This is a genomic window from Dactylosporangium sp. CA-092794 (genome assembly GCF_050948465.1).
GTDB lineage: Bacteria > Actinomycetota > Actinomycetes > Mycobacteriales > Micromonosporaceae > Dactylosporangium.
Genome location: NZ_CP192044.1, coordinates 6,813,233 through 6,835,227 on the forward strand (window position 1 = coordinate 6,813,233; position 21,995 = coordinate 6,835,227).

The 21,995-nt window shown below is 70.9% G+C and carries 22 protein-coding genes; 9 read left to right on the plus strand and 13 right to left on the minus strand.

Annotated elements, in window-relative coordinates:
• Positions 1-221: 221 nt before the first annotated feature.
• The 4 genes from ACQPXD_RS28905 to ACQPXD_RS28920 all read right to left on the minus strand — a co-directional run bounded on the left by ACQPXD_RS28905 (position 222) and on the right by ACQPXD_RS28920 (position 1,968).
• Positions 222-596 carry a nuclear transport factor 2 family protein gene (locus tag ACQPXD_RS28905; RefSeq protein ID WP_432824458.1) on the minus strand — a complete coding sequence of 125 codons (375 nt, stop codon included), beginning with the start codon at positions 594-596 and terminating at the stop codon, positions 222-224.
• Between the two features lie 117 nt (positions 597-713).
• Positions 714-932, minus strand: coding sequence for a hypothetical protein (locus ACQPXD_RS28910; RefSeq protein ID WP_432824459.1), 219 nt, complete (start codon positions 930-932; stop codon positions 714-716).
• Positions 929-1,117: a phosphotransferase family protein gene (locus ACQPXD_RS28915; RefSeq protein ID WP_432843998.1), complete on the minus strand. Its 189-nt coding sequence runs from the start codon at positions 1,115-1,117 to the stop codon at positions 929-931. The genes ACQPXD_RS28910 and ACQPXD_RS28915 overlap by 4 nt, the downstream gene beginning before the upstream one ends.
• Positions 1,118-1,137: 20 nt before the next feature.
• Positions 1,138-1,968, minus strand: coding sequence for an MBL fold metallo-hydrolase (locus ACQPXD_RS28920; RefSeq protein ID WP_432824460.1), 831 nt, complete (start codon positions 1,966-1,968; stop codon positions 1,138-1,140).
• A 429-nt stretch (positions 1,969-2,397) separates the two neighbouring features.
• Here ACQPXD_RS28920 and ACQPXD_RS28925 point away from each other — a divergent pair, with 429 nt between their 5' ends.
• Entirely contained in the window at positions 2,398-2,955 is a 558-nt protein-coding gene (locus tag ACQPXD_RS28925; protein WP_432824461.1) for a hypothetical protein, read from the plus strand.
• Here the strand turns inward: ACQPXD_RS28925 and ACQPXD_RS28930 are convergent.
• Entirely contained in the window at positions 2,952-4,433 is a 1,482-nt protein-coding gene (locus ACQPXD_RS28930) for an asparagine synthase-related protein (protein WP_432824462.1), read from the minus strand. The two genes, ACQPXD_RS28925 and ACQPXD_RS28930, sit on opposite strands and share 4 nt — an antisense overlap.
• A 71-nt stretch (positions 4,434-4,504) precedes the next feature.
• Complete coding sequence (locus ACQPXD_RS28935) at positions 4,505-5,089, minus strand: lasso peptide biosynthesis protein (protein WP_432824463.1); 585 nt, start codon at positions 5,087-5,089, stop codon at positions 4,505-4,507.
• 516 nt (positions 5,090-5,605) lie between these two features.
• On the opposite strand from ACQPXD_RS28935, the gene ACQPXD_RS28940 reads away from it, so the two are divergent.
• The 3 genes from ACQPXD_RS28940 (at position 5,606) to ACQPXD_RS28950 (ending at position 8,695) form a co-directional block, all read left to right on the plus strand.
• Entirely contained in the window at positions 5,606-5,857 is a 252-nt protein-coding gene (locus ACQPXD_RS28940; RefSeq protein ID WP_432824464.1) for a hypothetical protein, read from the plus strand.
• A 1,101-nt stretch (positions 5,858-6,958) separates the two neighbouring features.
• Positions 6,959-7,504 carry a DUF4240 domain-containing protein gene (locus tag ACQPXD_RS28945; RefSeq protein WP_432824465.1) on the plus strand — a complete coding sequence of 182 codons (546 nt, stop codon included), beginning with the start codon at positions 6,959-6,961 and terminating at the stop codon, positions 7,502-7,504.
• 207 nt (positions 7,505-7,711) lie between these two features.
• A complete protein-coding gene (locus ACQPXD_RS28950) occupies positions 7,712-8,695 on the plus strand; it encodes a hypothetical protein (protein WP_432824466.1) in 984 nt (327 codons plus the stop codon).
• Here ACQPXD_RS28950 and ACQPXD_RS28955 read toward each other — a convergent pair.
• Positions 8,692-8,919, minus strand: a complete 228-nt coding sequence (locus tag ACQPXD_RS28955; protein WP_432824467.1) for a hypothetical protein — start codon at positions 8,917-8,919, stop codon at positions 8,692-8,694. The genes ACQPXD_RS28950 and ACQPXD_RS28955 overlap by 4 nt on opposite strands.
• 7 nt (positions 8,920-8,926) lie before the next feature.
• Here ACQPXD_RS28955 and ACQPXD_RS28960 point away from each other — a divergent pair, with 7 nt between their 5' ends.
• On the plus strand, positions 8,927-9,178 hold the full coding sequence (locus ACQPXD_RS28960) for a hypothetical protein (RefSeq protein WP_432824468.1): 252 nt from the start codon (positions 8,927-8,929) through the stop codon (positions 9,176-9,178).
• A gap of 46 nt (positions 9,179-9,224) precedes the next feature.
• Here the strand turns inward: ACQPXD_RS28960 and ACQPXD_RS28965 are convergent, their stop codons facing one another.
• Together ACQPXD_RS28965 and ACQPXD_RS28970 are read right to left on the minus strand one after the other, a co-directional pair.
• Positions 9,225-11,444: a DEAD/DEAH box helicase gene (locus ACQPXD_RS28965; RefSeq protein ID WP_432824469.1), complete on the minus strand. Its 2,220-nt coding sequence runs from the start codon at positions 11,442-11,444 to the stop codon at positions 9,225-9,227.
• A gap of 72 nt (positions 11,445-11,516) precedes the next feature.
• A complete protein-coding gene (locus ACQPXD_RS28970) occupies positions 11,517-13,190 on the minus strand; it encodes a M4 family metallopeptidase (protein ID WP_432824470.1) in 1,674 nt (557 codons plus the stop codon).
• Positions 13,191-13,295: 105 nt separating this feature from the next.
• On the opposite strand from ACQPXD_RS28970, the gene ACQPXD_RS28975 reads away from it, so the two are divergent.
• Positions 13,296-13,826 (plus strand): hypothetical protein, encoded by a 531-nt coding sequence (locus tag ACQPXD_RS28975; RefSeq protein WP_432824471.1) that lies wholly within the window; start codon positions 13,296-13,298, stop codon positions 13,824-13,826.
• Between the two features lie 79 nt (positions 13,827-13,905).
• On the opposite strand, the gene ACQPXD_RS28980 is transcribed toward ACQPXD_RS28975, so the two are convergent.
• Positions 13,906-14,334 (minus strand): hypothetical protein, encoded by a 429-nt coding sequence (locus ACQPXD_RS28980; protein WP_432824472.1) that lies wholly within the window; start codon positions 14,332-14,334, stop codon positions 13,906-13,908.
• Between the two features lie 215 nt (positions 14,335-14,549).
• On the opposite strand from ACQPXD_RS28980, the gene ACQPXD_RS28985 reads away from it, so the two are divergent.
• Positions 14,550-15,128, plus strand: a complete 579-nt coding sequence (locus tag ACQPXD_RS28985) for an MBL fold metallo-hydrolase (protein WP_432824473.1) — start codon at positions 14,550-14,552, stop codon at positions 15,126-15,128.
• A gap of 19 nt (positions 15,129-15,147) precedes the next feature.
• Here ACQPXD_RS28985 and ACQPXD_RS28990 read toward each other — a convergent pair whose 3' ends face one another.
• Positions 15,148-16,488 (minus strand): condensation domain-containing protein, encoded by a 1,341-nt coding sequence (locus ACQPXD_RS28990; RefSeq protein WP_432824474.1) that lies wholly within the window; start codon positions 16,486-16,488, stop codon positions 15,148-15,150.
• Positions 16,489-16,633: 145 nt separating this feature from the next.
• Positions 16,634-19,168 (minus strand): LamG-like jellyroll fold domain-containing protein, encoded by a 2,535-nt coding sequence (locus ACQPXD_RS28995; protein WP_432824475.1) that lies wholly within the window; start codon positions 19,166-19,168, stop codon positions 16,634-16,636.
• A gap of 164 nt (positions 19,169-19,332) precedes the next feature.
• On the opposite strand from ACQPXD_RS28995, the gene ACQPXD_RS29000 reads away from it, so the two are divergent.
• Positions 19,333-20,268: a thaumatin family protein gene (locus tag ACQPXD_RS29000; RefSeq protein WP_432824476.1), complete on the plus strand. Its 936-nt coding sequence runs from the start codon at positions 19,333-19,335 to the stop codon at positions 20,266-20,268.
• A gap of 10 nt (positions 20,269-20,278) precedes the next feature.
• Here the strand turns inward: ACQPXD_RS29000 and ACQPXD_RS29005 are convergent, their stop codons facing one another.
• Positions 20,279-20,911: a TetR/AcrR family transcriptional regulator gene (locus ACQPXD_RS29005; protein ID WP_432824477.1), complete on the minus strand. Its 633-nt coding sequence runs from the start codon at positions 20,909-20,911 to the stop codon at positions 20,279-20,281.
• A gap of 103 nt (positions 20,912-21,014) precedes the next feature.
• On the opposite strand from ACQPXD_RS29005, the gene ACQPXD_RS29010 reads away from it, so the two are divergent.
• A complete protein-coding gene (locus ACQPXD_RS29010) occupies positions 21,015-21,995 on the plus strand; it encodes an alpha/beta hydrolase (protein WP_432824478.1) in 981 nt (326 codons plus the stop codon).

Here is a 21,995-nt window from a genome sequence, read left to right on the forward strand (position 1 = left end):
CGCCGAGCCGAAGTACTCGCGCAGCTCGTCGAGTTCCTGGACTGCGCTACACGCTCGGCCGGGACGTCATCTTTCCGGGCCGAGGAATACCGCACCGGCATGGACGATGGGGCCTGCTCCGTAGCCCGTCAGGCACCGACCGATGCTCCGACCGACCGTGATCGGGTGCCCGCATCTGCCGCTGGTCGGGTTGCCCCGACCGCAGCGCGTTGTCGGGGTGGTCAGGCCGGGATTCGCTCGGCGAACCCTGCGCGGGACTGCGGCGCCGGGAAGGGAGCCGCGAAGTACTGGGTCTCGTGCGCGACCCGGCCGTCGGTGAACTCCATGATGCTCACCGAGTAGGTGGGCGCGCCGTCGTAGGTGATGACGCATTCGCTCACCCACAGGTCGCCACTGCCGCTGATACGCAGCACGGTGAAGTGACGGTCAGCGGGATGGGCGGCGATCGTGGTGCGGCTGCGGAACCGTTCGTCCGACTGGGGGTAGTCCAGGATCGCGTCCTCGGCGTACAGGGCGTGCTCCGCCGCGAGGTCGCCCGCCTCTGACGCCCGCCAGTGCTCCTCGATCGCAGCGCGGGTCCGCTGGTCGGCAATCACGGTTTCGGCCCTCCTCCTGGTGCTGTTCGCCGCGGCACTCTTCCCACAGCCGCGACGCTCAAGCCGTTTCTGCTGATCACGTTTCCGCTCATGCCGCAGATCTCGCGCGGTGGCCAGTCAGTTGGCAGTGAGCGTGACCAGTTCCTTGAGGATGGTCCAACTCTCGTTGTCGTCTGCGGTGGTGCCGTGGGGTCTGCGGAAGCGGGCCAGGCAGGCGGCGATTTCGGTGAGGTCCCAGCGGAGCCGGTATAGGTCGAGGAGGTTGGGGCGCAGGGCGGTGCGGTGGTTGCGGTGTAGGCGGCATGCAGGGTGCCGTCGCCCGGGTCGAGGTCTCACAGGTCGCGTTCCGGCGCGGCCAGCAGCGCGGTGTCCCAGTCGATGAGGAGCCAGCCGCCGCCGGTGCGCATGGTGTTGCCGGGGTGGGGCTCGCCGTGGGTGAGTACCAGGCCGGGCGGGTCGGCCGGGACCGACCGCGGGCCTGCACCGGATACGGTCTCTGCCGATGACGGTTCCGATCTCAGCGGCGGGGTCGAGCCCGGCGCTACGACTGAGCGACCCTCGAAGCATGCCCATGCTGGGTGGCGGCGAAGGCCCGCACGGCCTGCGCCGTTTGCGGGCCGGTCATCGGGATGCCGTGCCCGCCAGCCAGGACTGCGGGGTCCAGGTCCGCCACAGTGCGGATCGACGCTGCGGCCATGTGACGATCCCAGCTCGTGTACCAGGGCGGGCCGCTGAGACCCGGTCGCTGCAGGAGGAGACCGGTTGGGGAGTTCAGCCGCAGCGTCACAAGAGCGTCTCCGGTGATCAGGACACGATCGTCGGAACGGAAGAATGACACGTGTCCGGGGGTATGGCCGGGGGTGGGCACGCATCGCCATCCGGGCAGTCCGGGAACCTCGCCCTCGGGGTCCAGCGCACGGACGACGTCGCCGAGCGTGGATCGAGCCAGGACTGCCTCACGCCGGGCCCGGCTCATCGCGCGGAGCAGTGGCAGCACGACCCAACGGTCGAGTGGGCCCGCAAGCGCCGTCATGGCCGCGAAGTCGCCGCGGGCGATGGGAACTTCCCGCGGATGCAGATATGCCGGACACTGCCAGGCCAACGCCAGTTCGCGGGCGGCTCCCGCATGGTCGGGATGGCAATGCGTCAACAGGATCGCGGACGGGCGCTCGGCGCACCCGGTCAGCGACGCCGCGGCATCCTTGATGCGGGCCGCGTCGCTGGCCCATCCGGTGTCGACCAGAACCCACGACGAACCGGACCTGACGAAATAGACGACAGTCTGGGTGCGTCCCCACGGTCCGAGGCAGAAGACATCCGCCGCGATCTCATAGGCCCGACCGGCCGCCGACCGATCCTCGGTGCCTGTCACCTGATGCCCCCTCCGACCAGTGGAACGCCGACCGGGCCACCGGTATCGGTCGGTGATCACAAGGATCGCCGTCAGCCTATCCAGGTCACTTCCGGTACAGCCAGGGCAAACGGCCCGACCCGGTGGTACCTCTTGGCCAAGCCGTGGAGCACGCTCAGAAGTCTCCGGACCTTGGTTTCCCTCGTTCACCGCAATGCTGCAGGAGCAGGGCCAACTGATAGCGACGACATTGCCGCTTCACAACGCGCGAACCGCCGCGTGCGAACTCCAGCGCGGGACCTTGGGATTCTGCCCTCGGGTGCACGACGCCGGCTGCGGACCGGGAGCCTGGCCGTTCTTCGGGCCGGCACCGGCCGCACGGTCGTGGGTCGTGCTCGTCGTCTGCCGTACTCGATTCTGCTGCTCGCCCGGTGATGGCAGAATCGTGGTGTGCCGCAGATTGTCGTGGTGGATGACTTCCTGGCTGACCCGGACGCGATTCGGGCTCTCGCGCTGAGCCAGCCGTTCGTCAAGATGCACTCAGCCGGGATACGGACGCCGGCCGCCTTCCTGCACGTCGCCGCCTACCGGGACGAATTCGAGCGGCTGCTGGGCTGTCAGCTGTCGAACTGGGACGACAATGATGCCAATGGGCGTTTCCAGTGCTGCTTCGAATCGGACGCCGTGCCGTATCACACGGACAGCCAGAGCTGGGCAGGAGTGCTGTTCCTCACGCCAGACGCGCCCGTCGACGCGGGGTTGTCGTTCTTCCGCGGCCGCTTGAGCGGTCTGCGCAGGCGGTCGCCCGACCCGGCCCTGATGGAGGCGACGTACGGCGGCGGTGCCGAGTTCGACCGGAGCCGCTGGGAAGAGATCGACCGGGTGGGCAACCTCTACAACCGGCTCGTGTTGTTCGACGCCCAGCTCGCCCACGGCGCCAGCCGGTACTTCGGGTCAAGCCTGGAAACCGGGCGGCTGTTCCAGAACTTCTTCTTCGACCGGGCCTAGCCCCAGGACACGTCGGCGGCCCGCTCGAACTCCCAGGCCAGCAACCAGGATGCGAGCGCGTAGGCGCCGAGTACTTCGCGGTCGGATACGTCCTTCCAGGCTGCGAGCTGCTCGACCCGGCGGATGAGCCAGCCGGGTGACATGCCGGCCTGGCTGAGCAGCCCCGCGGTCCGCTCGATGGTGGCGCCGATGTGGTCCGCGTGCCGCGCGTAGGCTCGCAGCCAGACGCCGTCATAGGCGACCTTGCCTCGGCGCCCGGTTACCTCGACGGGCAGCCAGCCACGGAGGGCGGCGGCGAGGATCGTCTTGTCTGGTGCGCCGCCGCGGGCGGTGTTCCATGCGGTCCACCGTAGGGCGGCGCGCCACACGGCCAGGTCGGTAAACGGGGTGCGGATGGCGAGCCCCCAGTGCTCCTTCATCACAATGTCCTGGCGGGCGTCGTACACGAAGCACGCGGTCGTTCTGCGTCGCCATGCATCGCTGTGGCCGCGTTCCACCGCTCGCCGGACCTGCGGCCAGGCGTGCCGCGAGTACGCGCTCCGGGAGGGCGGCGTGGTGGTGGCCTCCAGCTCGGCCAGGTTCGTGCTGAACAGCTGGTCGCCTCCGTGGCCCATGTAGATCCGGGAGGCGTGCAGCCCCACCGCGACCGAGGCGACCGTCTCCGCGTGGCGCATCCCGGTAACAAACACCGTGGGCTCGTCGAAGCGGGCCGGGTGCGCCAGCGGCGAGTAGGGGAACATGGTGGTGCCGTCCAGTACGGTCCGGCCGATGCCAAGGTGGCTGGCGGTGGCCTGTTGCACGCCGGGTTCGAACCGGAACTCGTAGTACGGGAACTCTACGGATACTCCATGTAGGCTGCTCCCGGCGCGGGCCGCGGCGGCTCCGGCCAGCGTGCTGTCGAATCCACCGGAAAGCTCGAGCACCGCCGTTGTGGCCGGCTGGACCCGGCTGAAGGCCTCGAACGCACCCTGGACGGCCTCGCTCACCGCCTGGCGGTCGGCCTCGGTGCCCGGCGATGCGGGGAGCGGGAACTCGACCGGGTCCTGGTGAACCGACCCGTCGGCGAACGTGGTCCGCATCCCTCGCCGCAGCCGCATCCAGCCGACCAGCGGCGTGCCCAGCCACGCGTTCGGCTCATAGGAGCCAGACCCGCAGGTCACTGTGGCGGTCACCAGGCCCGCCCGGGACAGGGCCGCGCCGTCCCGGACGGGAAGCGCCGTCGTTATGTGCAGGACGTCGGCGTTCCTGGACCAGTAGCAGGGCACGGTGCAAGCGCCGCCGCGGATGACGGTCAGCCGACCTGACCGGCAGCTGATGATGACAGCATCGGTCAGCTCCACGCAGGTCGGGTCCAGTTCGTCCGGCGGCGCGCCGCCAAGCCCGGCGATCAGACGCGCGGCCCGCTGATCGATCTCGTCATCGAGCAAGGACAGGTAGAACAGCACCGCCGACCCCACGGGGAACTCGCGGACGCTCACACCGGGGCGGACTGACAACCGAAGCCGGCCGCAGACCAACCTCTGCAGCTGCGGATCTGTGCCGGCCTGCGTCATTGGGGCAACAGCGACAGCGCGAACAGCGGTGTGTAGAGATAGTGCTCAGCTTTGGGCTCGTACGGAAGGACCGCATCGACCGTGCACCACAGGTGCATCTTCCGCGTGGGCGACAGGACCCCGAGCGTGAGCTGGCACGGCAACCGGGCCTGTGCCGCTAGCCAGGCGCTGACCAGGGCGCGGGGATAGCAATCGGACAGGCTGACGGCTCGCTCAATCGCGCAGAGCATCTCGCCGATGGACTGCGGCCCAGTCACCTGCCCGCTGCCGGGACGACCAAGGCCACCGCCGAGTACCCGGGCCATACGGGCCAACGGGATAAAGCCTCGGGACCAGTGCAGGAACCGATAGGCGCGCACCGCAGCCGATGCGGGCGGCGGGAGAGAGCGCCCGTGGAGGGATACTTCGGTACAGCTGATCTCCCGGACCGGATCGGCCACACAGTCCGAACGCTCGTATCGGCCCAGGCCCAGCGCAGACTGCAGGCCCCGCTCCTCGATCCGTTCCAGCGGAAGCAGGTACAGCCGGCCCAGTCGCGGCCCGTAGACCAGGCCGCGACCGTCCCCGACGGGAACCGCCACCCAGGAACCCACCGTGTTCAGTCCGTCAGCTCAGTTGTAGGTCTGCGGATGGCACTGCTCGTTGTAATGCCCGCTGCCGCCGCGCACCGATCCGGCATGGCCATAATGCCCGAATACAATGACGAACAAAGTCCGTAGGAAACGCATTGGTCCCACCTCCCGGGTCGGACGCTACGGATCAACGAACCCCGTGTCAACAGGCCAAACAGATTCTCGCCCGGGCATGCTGGGCGAGTCCCCGCTACGAGAGCCACGGCCCAAATAGCACGCCCGGAATCATTCGGCCAGCAATAGCACAGACATCCATAACCGCAGCAGAACGACCCGTTCTGTACGCCGGCCTAAATACATGCCAATACACTCAGAGCCATACATAGGCGCAACGCCGCGTAGCTCTACGTATCCTCCGGAAACCCCGCAGCGATCTCGTGCGCCCGGCTGCCGCTGCGAAGCCAGCACACCCCTTGATCAGGTGCACGGATTTGTTTCACATGTAGGTGATCATGGGTGGGGTCCGTGCTGCAGGCCGCCGCGATCTGCATGACGGTCTGCTCGCTGGTCCTCCAGCCGTGCGAGGTCACCGCCGGGGCCGTTCAGCTGACCATGAAGACCCATCCCGTGGCCGGCGGCGAATCGAAGACCCGCCGGTCGCACGCAGCGGCACACGCCCTCGTCCAGTCGACCAATCGGCTGCCCGTCAGGCCGACGGCGCCGTTTCCCATGCTCCGGGAGACTCGCCCCGCACTGCATCTCCGGCGACACCTCTGACCTAGTGATTTGCCTCCGCCACAACGTGCACTCAGGGGAGCGTTTCGGCTACCGAACATGGATCGCACCTGCGTCAAGCAGAGTGCCGTCCACCGGCGATCGCCGGTGGGACAGCTCGTTGCCCTTGCAGCGACGACGATCACCGCACCCCCCTCAGCCCAAGCCCTCGCACAGCACCCGGAACCACCACCGGCACGAGGTATGACGCCAGAACTTTCCGGAACCCCGGCCAGCATCGGGACAACCGACGTAGAACGGCAAACACCGAACTGACGTGCCGCCCGCAGATCTCGTACGCCCGGCCGCCGTTGCGAGCCGGCGCACCCCTTGATCAGGTGCGCGGATTTGCCGATGAGCGCGCGTGCAGCGTCGTTGTGAAAACGTTCGCAAGAATGGCGCCGGCGGCTCGTTCGGATAATGGCTGGAGCGTTTCGCGCCTGACATTTCGCAGCGACGGCGTTGACGCGTCGGCGGGTGCGATGTGCCACTGCCTACAGGTCCGCTCGTTGCCGCCGTGGCGGGCCAGCGCGGCGGGCCGGGTGTGCACCGGGGCTGGCGGACCGGGCTGGGTCGATCGGCGCCAGGCGTCTGGTCCGGCACGGTGGTGTGGCGGTCCGGACTGGTGTCACGCGCGCGAGGTCCGGCCTGTTCAGTAGTTGTTTCCGGGGCCGGAACGGGCGCCGTCTCGGGCGCCGTGTCGTCCCGCCGATCCTCGACGGTGGTCGCCGGTGGAGTGGTGCCGTGGATGCGGCGGAGCTTGTCGGCGTGACGTCTGGCCAGCCCCCAGGCCCGGTGTCGTTCGTGTTCCCGGCGGAATTGTTCTTTTGCCGGGCAATAACGGCGCGACCTGGTCCGGTCGCGCATGGCAGCCAATTCGCTCCTGGTAAAAAGGCTGTAGCTGCGCCATTCATTGATTCTCCCAGAACCCCGCCGCAACCACCGCCCCGACCATCGACGAAGAATGTCAAATGGCGCACGCTCATGCCGCGATCGGCGCACCGAGTACCCGTAGGTGCCTCGACGATGTTTGACGCGTCCCGGGACTCGCAAACAGTTAGATGATCTTGCCTGCAGCGGCGCTTCACGATCACAATGTTCGGCGTGCACACCGATGCCGCCTGGCGGTTGATCGACGAGGCGCGAGCCGGGCTGCCCGAGCATGCAGGGGCGAACGACGTCGCCGCACGGATGGGGGCCTTGCTCACGCCACGCTGGCCGGCCGACATCCTCGGGTTCGCCCAGCCGCTGCGGGACCTGTTCGTCAACTCGTGCCAGGTCGATCTGTGGGTCGCCGCATACCTCATCAACCGCGGTGCCTCCGACGACGGCTTCGACGCCTTCCGCGGCTGGCTGATCGCCCAAGGGCGTACCACATACGAGCGGGCACTCGCATCACCGGACAGCCTCGCCGGCCATCCCGCGGTGATTGAGGTCGCGACCACCGGCGAAGACCTCTGGGGCGAAGACATGATCAACGTCGTATGGCGCGCCTACGAGACGGTCACCGGTAACCCACTACCCGACAATGCCACGACCGGCGCCTATCCGGACCTCGACCCGCTCTGGAAATTCGATTTCGACGACGACACCGAGATCCGCCGCCGCCTGCCCAGACTCGCCGATCTCTTCCTCCCCGACGGAGCCTGAACGGCCGCTGGTAACGCACCGCCGGTCCCGGCGATCCCGGTTTCCGGACATGCCGCAATCCGCGCTTGCGATGTTCGGGTGGGCCACTCTCGGTCGCGTGGTGCGCCGACCGGGCCACAGGCGGACCGGCATCCTCAACACGCCGAGATCCTCGAGGACCTCCACGGCCTGGCTGATCGCCACCGCGATGGCCGATAGGGTACGCCGGTGGGTAGCAGGGTCAACTACGTCGTCGTCCGCGACGGCGGGTCCACCGTGTATGCGCAAGGTGGCGGCGCGGGCGAGTCGATCGACTACAGCTTCGCGGCCGGTCCGGAAGTGGTGCTGCGCTGGCTGGCCCACCTGGGCGACTTCGCGGGCGGTCGCTGGTTCAACGACGTCATGTGCGAGGGCGGTGTGCTGATCGACGCCGACCGCCGGGTGCTGCTGCTGTTCAACACGCTGTACAACTCGGTGCCCTATCGGGCGGCGATGCTGCAGGCCTACGCGGCGACGTGGCCGGGCTGGGCGATCCGGTGGGCCTACGACGGCATCGCCGACCTGATGGCGTACGTCGGGATCGACCCGGCCGGCGCTCGCGACGATCGCCGGCCGGAGCGGACCGGGCGCAACGAGTTCGGGCCGGATGACCGGGTCGCGGCCGTCGTCAGCATCCGGGGCGCCGGCGGCCGGGTGCGCCTGTACGGCTTGAACCCCGACGCAGCGTGGCAGCGTTGGTGTATGGGCCCCGACCTCGTCGAGTGGGTCGCCGCCGGGCCCGAGCTTCCCGCGTCCACTGCTACCGTGCCGACTGCCGGCATGGACCTCGACCCGGCCACCCGGCGGGCCGGGCTGTGGACCGTGGAGCCGTTGCACGGGCTGCGGCAGCGGTGGGCCGAGCTGTGGCCCGGGTGGACGCTCGAGTTCTGGGGCGCCGACATGTCCCGTCAAGCGGTCCACGACCCGGACCGGCTCTACGACTCGGTCGCGCCCCACGTCATCGCCCACTGCCGCGGGATGCTCGCCGAGCGGCTGCAAACCAACTGGCCCGTCCGCTCGACGATCCTGGCGAACGGGACCACCGCCGAGGAGTTGCAGAAGATGTACGACTCGAACTTCGGCGGGATCCGCAACCACCTGGGCGCGAACGTTACCGTGGAGGAGATCGAGCGAATCGCGACGCTGCTCCGCGGACCGCAGACGACCCCTTAGCGCCGTCGGAACGGGGCCAGGGTGGCACGGATCTGGTCGCCCGCGCCCCAGTCGTCGTCGAACTGGGCCAGCACGGCGAGGTGTTGTCGCAGCTGGATGATCGGCATCCGGGCTCGCCAGTCGCCGTCAGGTGCGGTCAGCTCCGCATAGACATCGAAGAACCGTTGCGCCTCGGGCGGGGGCGAGGTGGACCACACATGGGCGAGGTCGACCTCGGCCCACATGTAGGAGGTGCTGAGCGAAGGCGAACCGGATGGCAGCGTTCCGCCGCCGATCGACACGCTCGCGCGTCAGGCGCCGCGAATCCGGCTGGTCGGGCAGGTCACATTCACCGCAGCCGGCGACGCGACCGCCATCCGGGAAACGCTGGCCATCCACGCGCCGTGGCCGCTGCGGCGGTTCGTGGCCGCCGAAGCCGAACGCGCACACACCCGGATGTTCGCCGCCATGGCGACGCTGTTCACCACCGGAGCGGAACTCTAGACCCTGGATGCGTCACCGCCGATCACCGCGCCTCCGGCAACCGCGGTCACCCCGATCGCTGCTGGGCGGGGGTCGTGGTGCTGAGCAGGCGGCGCGGCGGCTCCGGCGCGCCGGCCAGCCGTTGTTGCTCCTGCGCCACGATCATTCGGGCCAGTTGTACCTCGGAGATGTCCACGGCGCCGGGCGCGGCCTGCGCGATGGTGCTGTGCCGGAGGTACGCGTCGAAGAGCTGCGCTTTCGAGCCGAGGATCTCGATCATGCGCTCGTCGACCGAGTCGGCGATGAGCAGGCGGTGCACCTGGACGGTGCGGACCTGGCCCATCCGGTGGGCCCGGGCGATCGCCTGGGCCTCGATCGACGGCTTGACCTGCGGCTCGCACAGGATGACCACCGAGGCCGCCTGGATGTTCACGCCGACCCCGGCGGCTTCGATCTGGCACACCAGCACGGCCGGCTTCGGTGCGGCGGTGAACTCGTCCACGATGCGCTGGCGGTCGGCGACCGGCGTCGAGCCGGTGATCGGCCCGCGGGCGTCGGTGCCGAGCGCGGCGCCCACCACGGCCAGCACGTCGCGGAAGTACGAGAAGACCACGACGTTGCGATCGTTGGCCATCGCCTCCCGGGCCAGCTCGAGCAGGCGGGTCAGCTTCGCCGAGTCGTGCGGCCGGCGCACGGCGAACGCGGCCCGGCGCATGGCCATGAAGTTGCCCTCGCGCACCGCGGCCCGGTAGGCGGACCCGTCCTCGGCGCCGAACTCCTCCCACTCGTCGACCTGGACCAGTTCCGGCAGTTCGGTGAGCACGTCGGGCTGGTTGCGGCGCAGGTAGACCGGCGCCGCCGCGCGACGGAACGCCTCGACGCTGATCGCCGCGTGCTCGGGGCCCATGCCGGCGGCGACCTCCGGGCGCAGGTGTTCGATCAGGGCCCGGAACTCGTCGATCCGGTTCTCCATCGGGGTACCGGTGAGAAACAGCACCCGGTCGGACTCCGCCGCGACCCGGTTGACCGCCTGCGACCGCTTCGCGCCGGGGTTCTTCACGTAGTGCGCCTCGTCGACGACCAGCAGCGCGGGCCTGGGCGGCGGGAGCCCGAGCGCGCCCAGCGAGCCGAACGTGACCACGGCGGCGCCGCCCTCGGCCCGCCACCGGGCCGCCGCCCGCGCCCGGCCGTGGCCGTGCAGGCTGATGACCGGGATCGTGGAGTGCCGGGCGATCTCGCGAGTCCAGTTGATCAGTACGCTGGCCGGGCAGACGACGAGGAAGTGGGTGGCGCCGCGGGCGGCCAGATGCGCCATCGTGGCGATGGCCTGGACCGTCTTGCCCAGCCCCATCTCGTCGCCCAGCACGACCCGCCGCTGGACCAGGGCGAACCGGGCACCGAACGACTGGTAGCCGCGCAGCCGGAGGCCGTCGTTGAGCCGGGAGGTGTCCAGCTGCTGCGCCCCGACCCGCTCGACGATGTCGGCGGGCAGGTAGCCCTCGCTTGCGGCGACGTCGCCGCCGAGGCCGACGACCTGGCTGAGCAGGCCGTAGTAGTCCGCCGAGCGCTGCTCGAAGTCGCGCCAGACGTGCTGGTCGTCCGGCGTGCGGACCGCGCGCACGTCCCGGGCGGCCCGGGGCAGGCCGCTGGACTCGGCGGTGTCCACCAGCGCCCGCACCCGCCGCGCCGCGTCCTCGGCGACGGCCTTGTCCCCGGCCCGCATGAACAGCCGGCGGATGCGTCCCGTCGCGGCCGGTTCGGCGACCGGCCGCTGCGTGGCCAGCTCCGCGGCGAGCCGCCCGGCGTCGGCCTCGTGTGCCCCGGCCGCGTGCCACACCGCGCCCCACCTGGCCAGCGCCCGCAGCAAGCGGGTCATGTCCGGGTTCTTCGGGTCGAACTCGATCCGGAACTGCAGCGAGTCCCGCGCCGCCCGCTTGAGCTGCTCGGCGGCGTGAATGGTCTTGCGGGCCGTGCCTTCGCCGATGCCGGGTACGGCGATCAGCCGCTCCGGACCGGCCCGCAGCACGTCGGCGACCGAGTAGATGCCGTGCGCCGGCAGCTCGTCCAGCCGGGCCCGGCCGTCCACGGTGTCCTTGACCGTCTCGATCGACATCTTCCCGATCGCGGTCCACACCTGGGGCTCGCTGGCGATCGCATACGCCTCGACGACCTCCGCCCGGGCCGCGGCGACAATCCCGGCGATCGCCTCGGCTTCGGCCTGCGCCTCGGCCGCCCGGGCCAGCAGCGCACGCGTCTCCCGCCGGCCCGGGGAGTACCGCAGCGACATGCCTCAAACTTAGCGGCAGACCGGCCGCGGTGCCCGGCACGCCGCCCGGGCACCGCGGCGATCCACGCGTCGTCAGGCGCAGGCGGCGTCCGCGCCGGCGACGTTCACCGCGGTCCAGGCCCGCTGGACGGCCTTGTACTCGGTGCCGCACCGGCCGTACAGATCGGCGGCGGCCGACAGGGTGTAGGCGCGGGCGGTGTTGCCCGGGTTGTCGGGGTTCACGTAGGACGTGCTCGAGGTGAAGTACACGTCGAGGGCGCGGTACCAGATCTGCTGCGCCTTATCCCGGCCGATGCCGGTGACGGCGGAGGCGTTGCCGCAGACCGGGGAGGTGCCGTACGGGGTCTTGCCGGTGCCCTCGGCGAGGTCGAAGTAGAAGTGGTTGGCCACGCCGGACGAGTAGTGCACGTCGACGTCCTTCGTGGCCGGCGACCAGCAGCCGTGCGAGACGCCGTCGCGGGCCGGGTCGTACATGTACCGCAGCGGGGTGCCGTTGCCGTTGAGGTCGAGCCGCTCGCCGATGACGTAGTCGCCCGGGTCGGCCGGGTTGTTCACCCAGAACTCGACCATGGTGCCGAAGATGTCGCTGGTGGCCTCGTTGAGCCCGCCGGACTCGCCGGCGTAGGTGAGGTCGTTCGGCACGCTGTACTGGGTGATCCCGTGCGTCATCTCGTGCGCGGCCACGTCGAGCTCGACGAGCGGGTGCGCGTTGTCGCGGCCGTCGCCGTAGTTCATCTGCCGGCCGTCCCAGAAGGCGTTCTCCAGGCCGTCGCCGACGTGCACCCGGGACACCACGCCCCGGCCGTTGCCGGCCACACCCTTGCGCTTGAAGAACTGCAGGTAGTAGTCGTAGGTCGCCTGCGCGCCGTAGGCGGCGTCGACCGCGGCCGTCTGCGGGTCGGCGGCGCTGCCCGTGCCCCACGTGTTGTCCGGGTCGGTGAGCTGGGCGCAGTTGCCGTCGTCGCGGTGGCCCAGGTCGCAGACCGAGGCGCGCCCGCGGGTGGTGTCGATCAGGCGGTACTGGTTGCCGAACCGCTGCGTCTCGACGGTGACCTTGCCGCTGTAGAGGCTGTTGCCGGTGCCGGCCACGGTCTCGATCTCGTCCCACTGCCGGATGACGGCGCCGGAGTGCGCGTCGGTGAGCACGTGCAGCCGGGAGGGCGTCCGGCCGTCCCTGGCCACGCCGACGATGACGTCCTCCCAGGCCAGCCGGCCGGTGCCGGTGGAGGCCTCGACGAGGAGCCGCTGCCCCTGTACCGCGGTGATCCGCCCGCCGAAGCGCTCCTTGGCCTTCGCGGCGGCGTCCTGCGCGGAGACGCTCGGCACCGTGTCCACGGTCAGCGGCTGGACCAGGCCGTTGGAGCTGCCCCGGTAGTCGCCGGACGGTCCGACGTGGACGATCACGTCCCCGCCGTACACCGGCAGGCCGTGATAGGTGCGGGTGTACCGCACGTGCCGCGACCCGTCGGCGTCGGGCCGCAACGCCCAGTAGGCGAACGTGTCGCCGGGCGCGGCCTTGACGTCGCCCGGGTGCGCGCCGAGCGCCGTGCGCGCCGGCGCCGCGGCCGGCGGCTCCGCCTCGGGGCTGGCCGACGCGGCCGGCTCGACGGTGTCCGGCTCGGCGCTGCCGCTCGCCGCCGCGGCCGGCGCGGAGGCGGGCACGGCGGTCTTCGGGGCGTTGTCACAGCCCGCCACGGCGAGGGCCGTGACCGAGATCGCGATGAGGAAACGTCGAACCGATGACATGGCCCATGCCTACGCGCCACCTGCCCGCCCCGGTTCGGGCCGCCCGCATCGTGGCACGAAGCCGGTAGATGGCCGGGCCCGGCGGGGACCTGACATCATGAGCGCATGACCTGGGGGGCGTTGCTCAGTGCCATGGTGGGCGCGATCATCGCACTGGGCGGCACGCTGCTGGCCGACACCCGCCGCGACTCCCAGCAGCGCGGCCGCGACCTGCGGCAGGACCGCCGCAAGCAGTGCGTCGACTTCGTGATCGCGTTGGGCGAGGCCCTGGGCGGCCTGCGCGGCGCGGCCCTCGTCCGCGACGACGGCGAGCGCCGGGCGGCCGCGGCCGAGGCCATGACCCCGGTCTACCCGGCCCGTGAGCAGCTGCTCGTGACCGCCACCGCCGCCGAGCTGCTCGCCGGCGAGACGGCGTTCCACCGCCTGGTCGCCGTGCGCGACGCGGTCCGGGCCGGCGCGACGCTTGCCTCAGCGGAGTACCACGACGCCTATCACCCGCTGGCCGAGGCGCTCTGGGGCTTCCGGCTGACCATCCGCGCCGACCTCGGCCAGCCGAAGCTCGCCCCGGACCTGCTCGGCCGCCCCGACTGGACCGACCGCGACCGCTGCGACGTGTGCCAGGCCCGCGCGGCGTGAGCCGAACGGGCGAAGGCCGGCCACCGTGATGGTGGCCGGCCTGTGCCAGGGGCTGATGGGCAACCCGCGTGCGACCGCGTCAGCTGGACGCGACACCCAGCTCGGCGGGGCCGCCGTGGAACTCGGTGCCCTCGGCGAACGCGGCGTCGAAGCGGTGCTGCAGAGCGTCGAGCTCCGAGAAGTCCGACTGGTGCGCGTGCTCGCTGCCCTCGGCGGCGAAGACGTGGTCGTCGACCTCCGCGTTGTGGCTGTAGTTGGTGTAGTCGTCGGCCTCGTAGTGCACCGACGCCGGGGCGTCGTACTCCACGTGGTGGCCCTGCGAGAAGTCGGTGCTCTCGGCCGCGTGGTGGTCGGCCTCGTACACGCCGTACTGGTTGTCGTAGTCGGCCTCGTGACCCTGGGCCTGGTGCAGCTGGTCGAGAGCGTCGTGCTCCTGACCCTGCTCGTAGTGGCCGTAGTCCACGTCGTGGCCGGTGTCGCCGTAGCCGCCGGTGTCGATGTCGCTCATTTTGGTGTATCTCCCCTGGTGAGGTCGCTGTTGAGGACTACGTTACGGTCCCTCGCGCGGGGTTGAATCCCAAGAACGTGCCACGCGTCAGTCGAACGACGGGACCGCCTCGCGTGACGTCGCCTCGTGAAAACCCTCCACAGGTACGTCCAACACGAACCGGCGATTTCGACACGCGACCCGAAAAAATCTTCGCCGCGGCGTACAACGGGTGGATGACCGATCGCCCGCGCCGCGACACCGCGACGTATCACCTGCTGCACGCCGGGTATGTCGGCGGTACCGTCGCCTCGACCGTGGCCCTGGTCCGCGACGGCGACGTCGTGCTGGTCACCGACCCCGGCATGGTCCGCGACCGCGAACTCATCCTCGGGCCGTTGCGCGAGCTCGGGGTGGCACCGGAGGCGGTGACCGACGTGGTGTTCAGCCACCACCATCCCGACCACACGCTGAACGCGGCGCTGTTCCCGGCCGCGCGCTTTCACGACCACTGGGCGATCTACCACGGCGACGTGTGGGAGGACCGCGACGCCGAAGGCTGGGAGCTGTCGGAGTCCATCCGGCTCATCCGTACCCCGGGCCACACCCCCGAGGACATCACCACCCTGGTCGGCACGGCCGAGGGCGTGGTCGCGTTCACCCACCTCTGGTGGACCTCGACGTCGGCGGAGGACCCGTTCGCGACCGACGTCGACGCCCTGCGCCGGGGGCGGGAGCGGGTCCTCGCCGTCGCCGACGTCGTGGTGCCCGGCCACGGGCCGGCGTTCCGGCCGGACGCCGGCACGCCGCGGTAGCCGCCGGCCGCGGGCGCGGCTACGCGGCGGGGACGCCGGTCGGGGCGTCCGGGTCGAGGGCGGCCTCGACGGCCACCGCCTCCAGGCCGCGCAGCAGGGCCTCGGCGTCGCCGGGGGCGATGACGTGGGTGTCCATGAACACGATCGCCTGGGTGGCGCCGGGCACCTCGTCGACGTGCACGATCAGCGGCTCGAACGGCACGTCCTGGCGGGTCGTCCAGCGGAACTCCCCCGTGCCGGCGGCCGCGGTGAGCTCGGCCGCGGACGGGACCGGGGTGCCGGCCGTCGCGCCCTCGTCGCGGCGGTCGTTGAAGTAGCACGGCAGCTGCAGGCCGGGGCGGTCGGCGGCGGCGCGGGCCAGCAGGTCGTCGAGGGCGGCCGGGTCGTAGTAGGCGTGCTTGTAGGTGGTCAGCGCCGAGCGGCGGGCCCGGTCGAACGCCTCGGCGAAGGAGACGCCGGCGACGTCGAGGCGGCACAGGCCGTACTGCGCGAGCATGCACACCACCCGGTCGAGGCCGGGGCGGAAGCGGTTGTTCACCATCGGGCGGACGACGACCGGGTTCAGGCCGGTGACCCGGGCCTGCGCGATGGCGAACACCGCGAGGAGCACCGGCGCGGACGGGATCGCGGTGCGGCTGGTGATCGAGTGCAGCGCCAGGCTCAGCGCCGGGGAGCGGAACTCGCCGCGCCAGTGCCGGGGCACGCGTTTGCCGGTCGATTCGGGGTACCGCCGCAGCGGCATCTCGCGCAGGATGGTCTCCCAGTGCCGCATCGCCATGCCGTGCTGCCGCGCGCCGGCCGCCGAGGTCTGCCAGCGGGCCTGCTCCAGCGGCTGCGGCTCGGGCAGCGGGGTGTCCGGGCGCTTGTCCAGCTCCTCCAGCAGCACCTGGCTGCCGAAGGCGTCGGTGACCAGGTGGCACATGACGACGACGGAGTGGGTGAGCTCGCCGCCGCTGCGCACCGCGGCCATCCGGAAGGGCCAGTCCTGTTCGAAGTCGTAGGGCGCGTTCTGGTACTGCAGCCGCAGTTCCTCGGCGACCTCCGCCGGGTCCGCCGAGCCGGCGTCGACGATCTCGAGGACGGTCTCGCCCGCGGCGGAGACCACCTGTGCGGGCCGCCGGCGCTCGTCGAAGCGCAGCCGGGTGCGGGCGGTCGGGAAGCGGCTCATGACGTACCGCAGCTGATCGGCGACATCGTCGACCGTCGTGCCCGGCGGCAGCGGGCCCCAGGCCCCGTTGGGCAGCCACGACTCCTGCCGCACCATGGCCCGCCAGATGTCCTGCTGTCCCCACGACAGCGGCCCCTCGCCGGCGCCCTCCCCGGCGAACGACACCACGACCCGATCGGAGATCTCGATCATTCCGGCCCGCCCCCAGCTTCGGCTCCATCGGAAAGCCTGAATGCTACCGGTTTGCCGATCTTGGCCCAATCGGGCCGCCGACCGATGTGCAACCTGTGCATGCGCCGGGGTGTGCGCCCGGCGCATGCACAGCGGGTTGGGACAATCAGGTACCGGAGGCGTACAGCTGACGGATCTCGTCGGCGCTCAGCGCCCGGTCGTAGAGGTGGACCTGGTCGACGGTGCCGTCCAGGTAGTCCACCGGGTTGCCGCCGAACTTGCCGCGCCCGATGACGGTGTGGCCGGTCGGAGCGGACTGGGGCAGGCAGGCGCTCGCCGTGCCGGCCAGTTCGCCGTCGACGTAGAGCCGCAGCTCGCCCTTGACCGTGTCCCGCACGCCGACCAGGTGGTACCACTGGCCCGGGTTCGGCTTGGTCGGGCCGAGCGCCCGCACCCCGGCGAAGCTCATCGCGAAGCGCTGGTCCGCGCCGGAGTACTGCAGGTAGAAGTCGCTGTTCGTCGGCCCGTCCTGGCTCACGATCGTCTGGAAGGCGCCGTCGGCGCGGTCCAGCTTCACCCAGGCCGCGGCCGTGTAGTCCGAGGCGGTGTTCAGCAGCGGTTTGCCCGCGTCGAGGTACTGCGTCGAGCCGTCCAGCGACACGCCGTTGCCGTTGTGCGCGGGGACGAACGCGGCGCCGCCGACCAGCGTGGCGTCGTTGCCGCCCGCCGTGTCGTGCGCCACCGTGCCGGAGGTCTCGTCGAGCGGGTAGAAGTCGACGCCGGTCAGCCCGGGCGTGCCCGGCGGCGGCTGCGGCAGGTTGGCCGCCGAGCCGTCGGCCTGCGCGATGATCTTCTGGTTGATCGCCTTGACCTGCTTGAGGTCCATCTTGGCGACCTGCCGGTCGTAGGTGTAGAAGCCGTTGAGCTCGGCCTCGACGTCGGTGATCTGGGTGTACACCGATGCGCTGATGCCGCACGTCTTCGCCGACGTGATGACCGCTTCCTGGTTCTCCACGTACTTGCGGGTCAGCGTCGCCGAGTCCGGCTCCATCTCGTAGGCCTGGCCGTCGCCGAACCACATGTGGTTGGAGGTGCGCAGGCCGTAGCCGCCGTGCTCGCCGTCGATCGCCACCCGGTTGCCGCTGGGCGCGGGTGAGGCCGGCCCGAGGTACTGGTGGAAGTCGATGACGTCGCCGCGGCCGGAGTCGCCGTGGCTGTTGCAGCAGTTCACCCCGCTGTGCGCGTTGACCAGGCGGGTCGGGTCCTGCGCCTTGACGTCGTCGGCGATGCGGCCGGTCGCCGCCCGGTCCCACTCGCCCCAGCCCTCGTTGAACGGGATCCAGGCCACGATCGAGGTGAAGCTCTGGTGCTCGCGCACCATCTCGTGCAGCTCGGACTCGAACTCGCCGCGCCACTGGTCCGGGATCGGCCCGGTGTTGGCGGCGGGCATGTCCTGCCAGACCATCAGGCCGAGCTTGTCCGCCCAGTAGTACCAGCGGTCCGGCTCCACCTTGATGTGCTTGCGCACCGCGTTGAAGCCCATCGCCTTGTCCTGCTCGAGGTCGAAGCGCAGGGCGTCGTCGGTCGGCGCGGTGTAGAGCCCGTCGGGCCAGAAGCCCTGGTCGAGGTTGGCCAGGTTGAACAGGATCTGCCCGTTGAGGGCGATGCGCAGCTTGCCGTCGGCGCCGGGCACGGTGCTGATCTGGCGCATCCCGAAATACGACCCGACGTCGTCGACGTCCTTGCGGTCGGCGTTGAGCAGGGTGACCTTGAGGTCGTACAGGAACGGCTTGTCGGGCGTCCACAGCTTGGCCCGCGGCACCGGCACGCTCAGCTCGGCGCCGACCGGGCCGGTCGCCTGGCCGATCACCCGGCCGTCGTCCTTGACGACGGCCTTGACCTGCAGCCCGGCGGTGGCGCCGCTGACGGACGCGGTCACCTTGACCACGCCGCCCGGCACGTCGGGGGTGGTCAGCAGCCCGGAGATGGAGGCGGTGGGGACCGGTTCCATCCACACGGTACGCCAGATGCCGGAGCTGCCCTGGTAGAAGATCCCGTGGTCGGAGGTGCGCCGCTGCTTGCCGATCGGCTGGCCGGTCGCGTCGGTGAGGTCCTCCGCCCACACGATCAGTTCCTGCGGGCCGGTGCCGGACAGCGCGTCGGTCACGTCGGCGTCGAAGCCGTCGTACCCGCCGCGGTGCGTAGCCACGAGGGTGCCGTTGACGTACACCTTCGCGTCGTAGTCGACCGCCCCGAAGTGCAGCTGCAGCCGCTGCCCGGCGCCGACGTTCCAGTCCTTGGGGACGGTGAAGGTGCGCCGGTACCACATCCGGTCCTCGTGCCGCTGGATGCCCGAGAGCGCGGACTCGATCGGATACGGCACGAGCACCCGCTCGCCCAGGCTCTGCCCGGTGGGCACGGCCTGGCCGGTGTTGGCGCGGGAGAACTCCCACACGCCGTTGAGGTTCTGCCACTTGCCGCGGGTCAGCTGCGGGCGGGGGTACTCCGGCAGCGCGTTGGTGGGGCCAACCTGATCGGTCCACTTGGTGGCCAGCGACGGGATGCCCACGTGCCAGCCGGTGTCGCTCCCGGTCGTCCCGGGCGGCGGGGGCGCCCCGGTGGCCGCGGAGGGCACGGCGGCGAGCAGTGCCGCCGCCCCGACGATCAGTAATTGGCCAAGTCGTCTGTCCAGTCTTCGCATACGAAAATGTCCCTTTCGGCAACGGCGGACCGTGAAGAGTGCACTCATCTCAACAAATGCGCTCAGCAAGCGTCAAGAGATGGCGGCAAGTCGCTCGATGCCGAACACATTCGAACACCGCCGGGAAACCCGTTATCCGCCCCCGCGGTCCGCGTCTCCATGGCATGCGACTTCCCCGGCGCGCCCTCGTCGGCGCCGCTGCGCTGCTCGTCCTGGTGGCGGCGGCCCTGGTAACGGCCGTAGTGACCCGCTCGGACGGCGCGGCACCGCCCGCCGCCCCGCCCTCCCCCGGCCCGATCGCGGCCACGGGATCCTCCGCGCCGCCGGCCGCGTCCGGGGCGGCGGCCGGCACCGGGCACCTCGGCGCCGCGTCCCCCGCGGCATCGGCCTCGGCCGGCAAGCCGCCGAGCGTGCCGGCCGGGGCACGGGCCGTGACCCTGGTCAACGCGCTCGACCAGCGGGTGTGGGCGGCGGCGACGCCGGACCGGGCGCACCCCCTGCCCGCCACCGGCTGGCTGCTGGAGCCGGGCCAGAGCGTGACGGTGGCGGTGCCGAGCGGCTGGGGCGGGCGGTTCTGGGGCCGCACCGGCTGCTCGTTCGACGGCTCCGGCGCCGGGCGCTGCCAGACCGGCGACTGCGGCGGGAAGTACCAGTGCACCGGCAGCGGCGCCACGCCGGCCACCCTCGCCGAGTTCGCCCTCGCCGCCTGGGGCGGCATGGACTTCTACGACGTGAGCATGGTCGACGGGTCCAACCTGCCGATGTGGATCAACGTCAGCCACAACACCGGCAAGGACCCGGTGTCGGCGACCGGCTGTGCGGCCGCCGGCTGCACCAGGCCGGTCGACTGCCCCGAGCCGATGCGCGCCGCCGGCGGCGCGTGCAAGAACCCGTGCGCCGCGTTCGGCGGCGACACGTACTGCTGCCGCGGCGCCTGGTCGGGCCGCGAGCACTGCCTCCCGGCGAAGTGGCCGGTCGACTACACGCAGGTGTTCAAGCGCGCCGAGCCGTACGCCTACTCGTACGCCTTCGACGACGCCGCCACCATGGCCTGCAAGGGCAACTGCGACTACCGCGTCACCTTCGGCCTGACCCCGTGAGCGCCGCCGGTCAGGCCGGCCGGGCGAGGGACTGCCGCTGCTCCTTCGCCCAGGCGGTGGCCGTCGCCGCCGCCGGAAGGTCGGGAGTGATCAGCCACGCGAGCTCGAGCCCGCTGACGAAGGCGAGGATCTCGATGGCCTTGCGCCGCGGATCCACGTCGGCGCGCATGTCGCCGCGGGCCTGCGCGGCCTCGAGGGTGGCGCCGATCCGGTCGACGGTCAGCTGGTAGTTGCCCTGGAGCCGGGACCGCAGCGGCCCGTCGCCGCCGACGTTCTCGGCGAGGAGTACCGCGAGCAGCCCCACGATCTCCGGGTGGGAATTCCAGCTGCGCACGATGCCGGCGATGATGTCGAAGATCTCCAGCCCCGGGTCGGGGCCGGCTCGCCACAGCTGCGCGTCCTCGAACCGGTCGCGGTTGTCCAGGACCGCGTTGAGCAGCTCGTCCTTGGTCCCGAAATGGTAGACCACCGCGGCCTGTGAGACGCCCGCCTCGGCGGCGATGTCGGACAGGGTGGTGCCCCGGGCCCCGTTGCGGGCGAGCATCCGCGTGGCGACCTCGATGATCTGCCGCTTGCGCGTCTGTCCCTTCGACTCGCGCTTGTCCGGATTCAACGCCTCGGCCGGCACCTCTGTCAGGTTCATGAACCGAGATTCTAGACAACTACCTGGTTAACCAGTAGGTTCTCAAAAAACTGACTGGTCGACCAGACTGTTAACGCGGCCGGGCGGGTGACGGAGGTGCAGATTGGAAGGGCACGCGGGACTGGCGCTGCACGACGAGGTCCGCCGGTACTTCGAGGACGCCGGCTCGGACTCGGCGTGGCCCACCGCGGACATCGCGGCGCTGCGGGCGTGGACGCGCGCGGAGGCGCTCTCGGTTCGCGGCCCGCTCGAGCCGGTGGCCGCGGTGGACGCGTTCGTCGTGGCCGGGGCGCACTGCCGCCTGTACCGGCCCGTCCCGCAGGGGCCGCATCCGCCCGGCGTGGTCGTGTGGGTCCACGGCGGCGGCTGGATCCACGGGGACCTGGACTGCTACGAGGGCGTGACCCGGGCGATGGCGGCGTCGTCCGGGGCCGCGGTGCTGGCGGTGGAGTACCGCCTCGCACCGGAGCTGCCGTTTCCCGCCGCCCTCGACGACGTGTGGGCCGCCCTGCGATGGGCGACGAGCCGGTTCGACCGCGTCGCGATGGCGGGCGACAGCTCCGGCGGCAACCTGGTCGCCGCCGCCGCGATCCGGGCGCGCGACGCCGGCGTCCCGCTGGACCTGCAGGTGCTCGTCTATCCGGTGCTGGACAGCGTGGCCGAGACGCCCTACAAGCTGCGCTTCCGCGATCGGTACGCCGGCTTCGCCGGCCAGCCGGACTTCGGGTCCACCGCGTTCGACCGGATCAAGTACATCTGGGAGCAGTACGTCCCCGACCCCGTCATGCGCACCCACCCCTACACCTCGCCGATGCGCGCCGCTTCGCTGCGCGGCGTCGCCCCCGCGGTCGTGGTCACGGCCGAGCACGACATCCTGCGCGGCGAGGCCGAGCACTACGTCCAGCGCCTGCAGGCCGACGGCGTACCGGCCTCACTCCACGGGTTTCCCGGCCAGATCCACGGCTTCTTTCAGATGCGCGGCCCGCTGACCGATGCGCACCGCGCCATGGAACTCGTCGCCGCCGCGATCCGCGACGCGTTGCGACACCCCCGCACCCCGGCCCACACTGACGCAAAGGAGTGA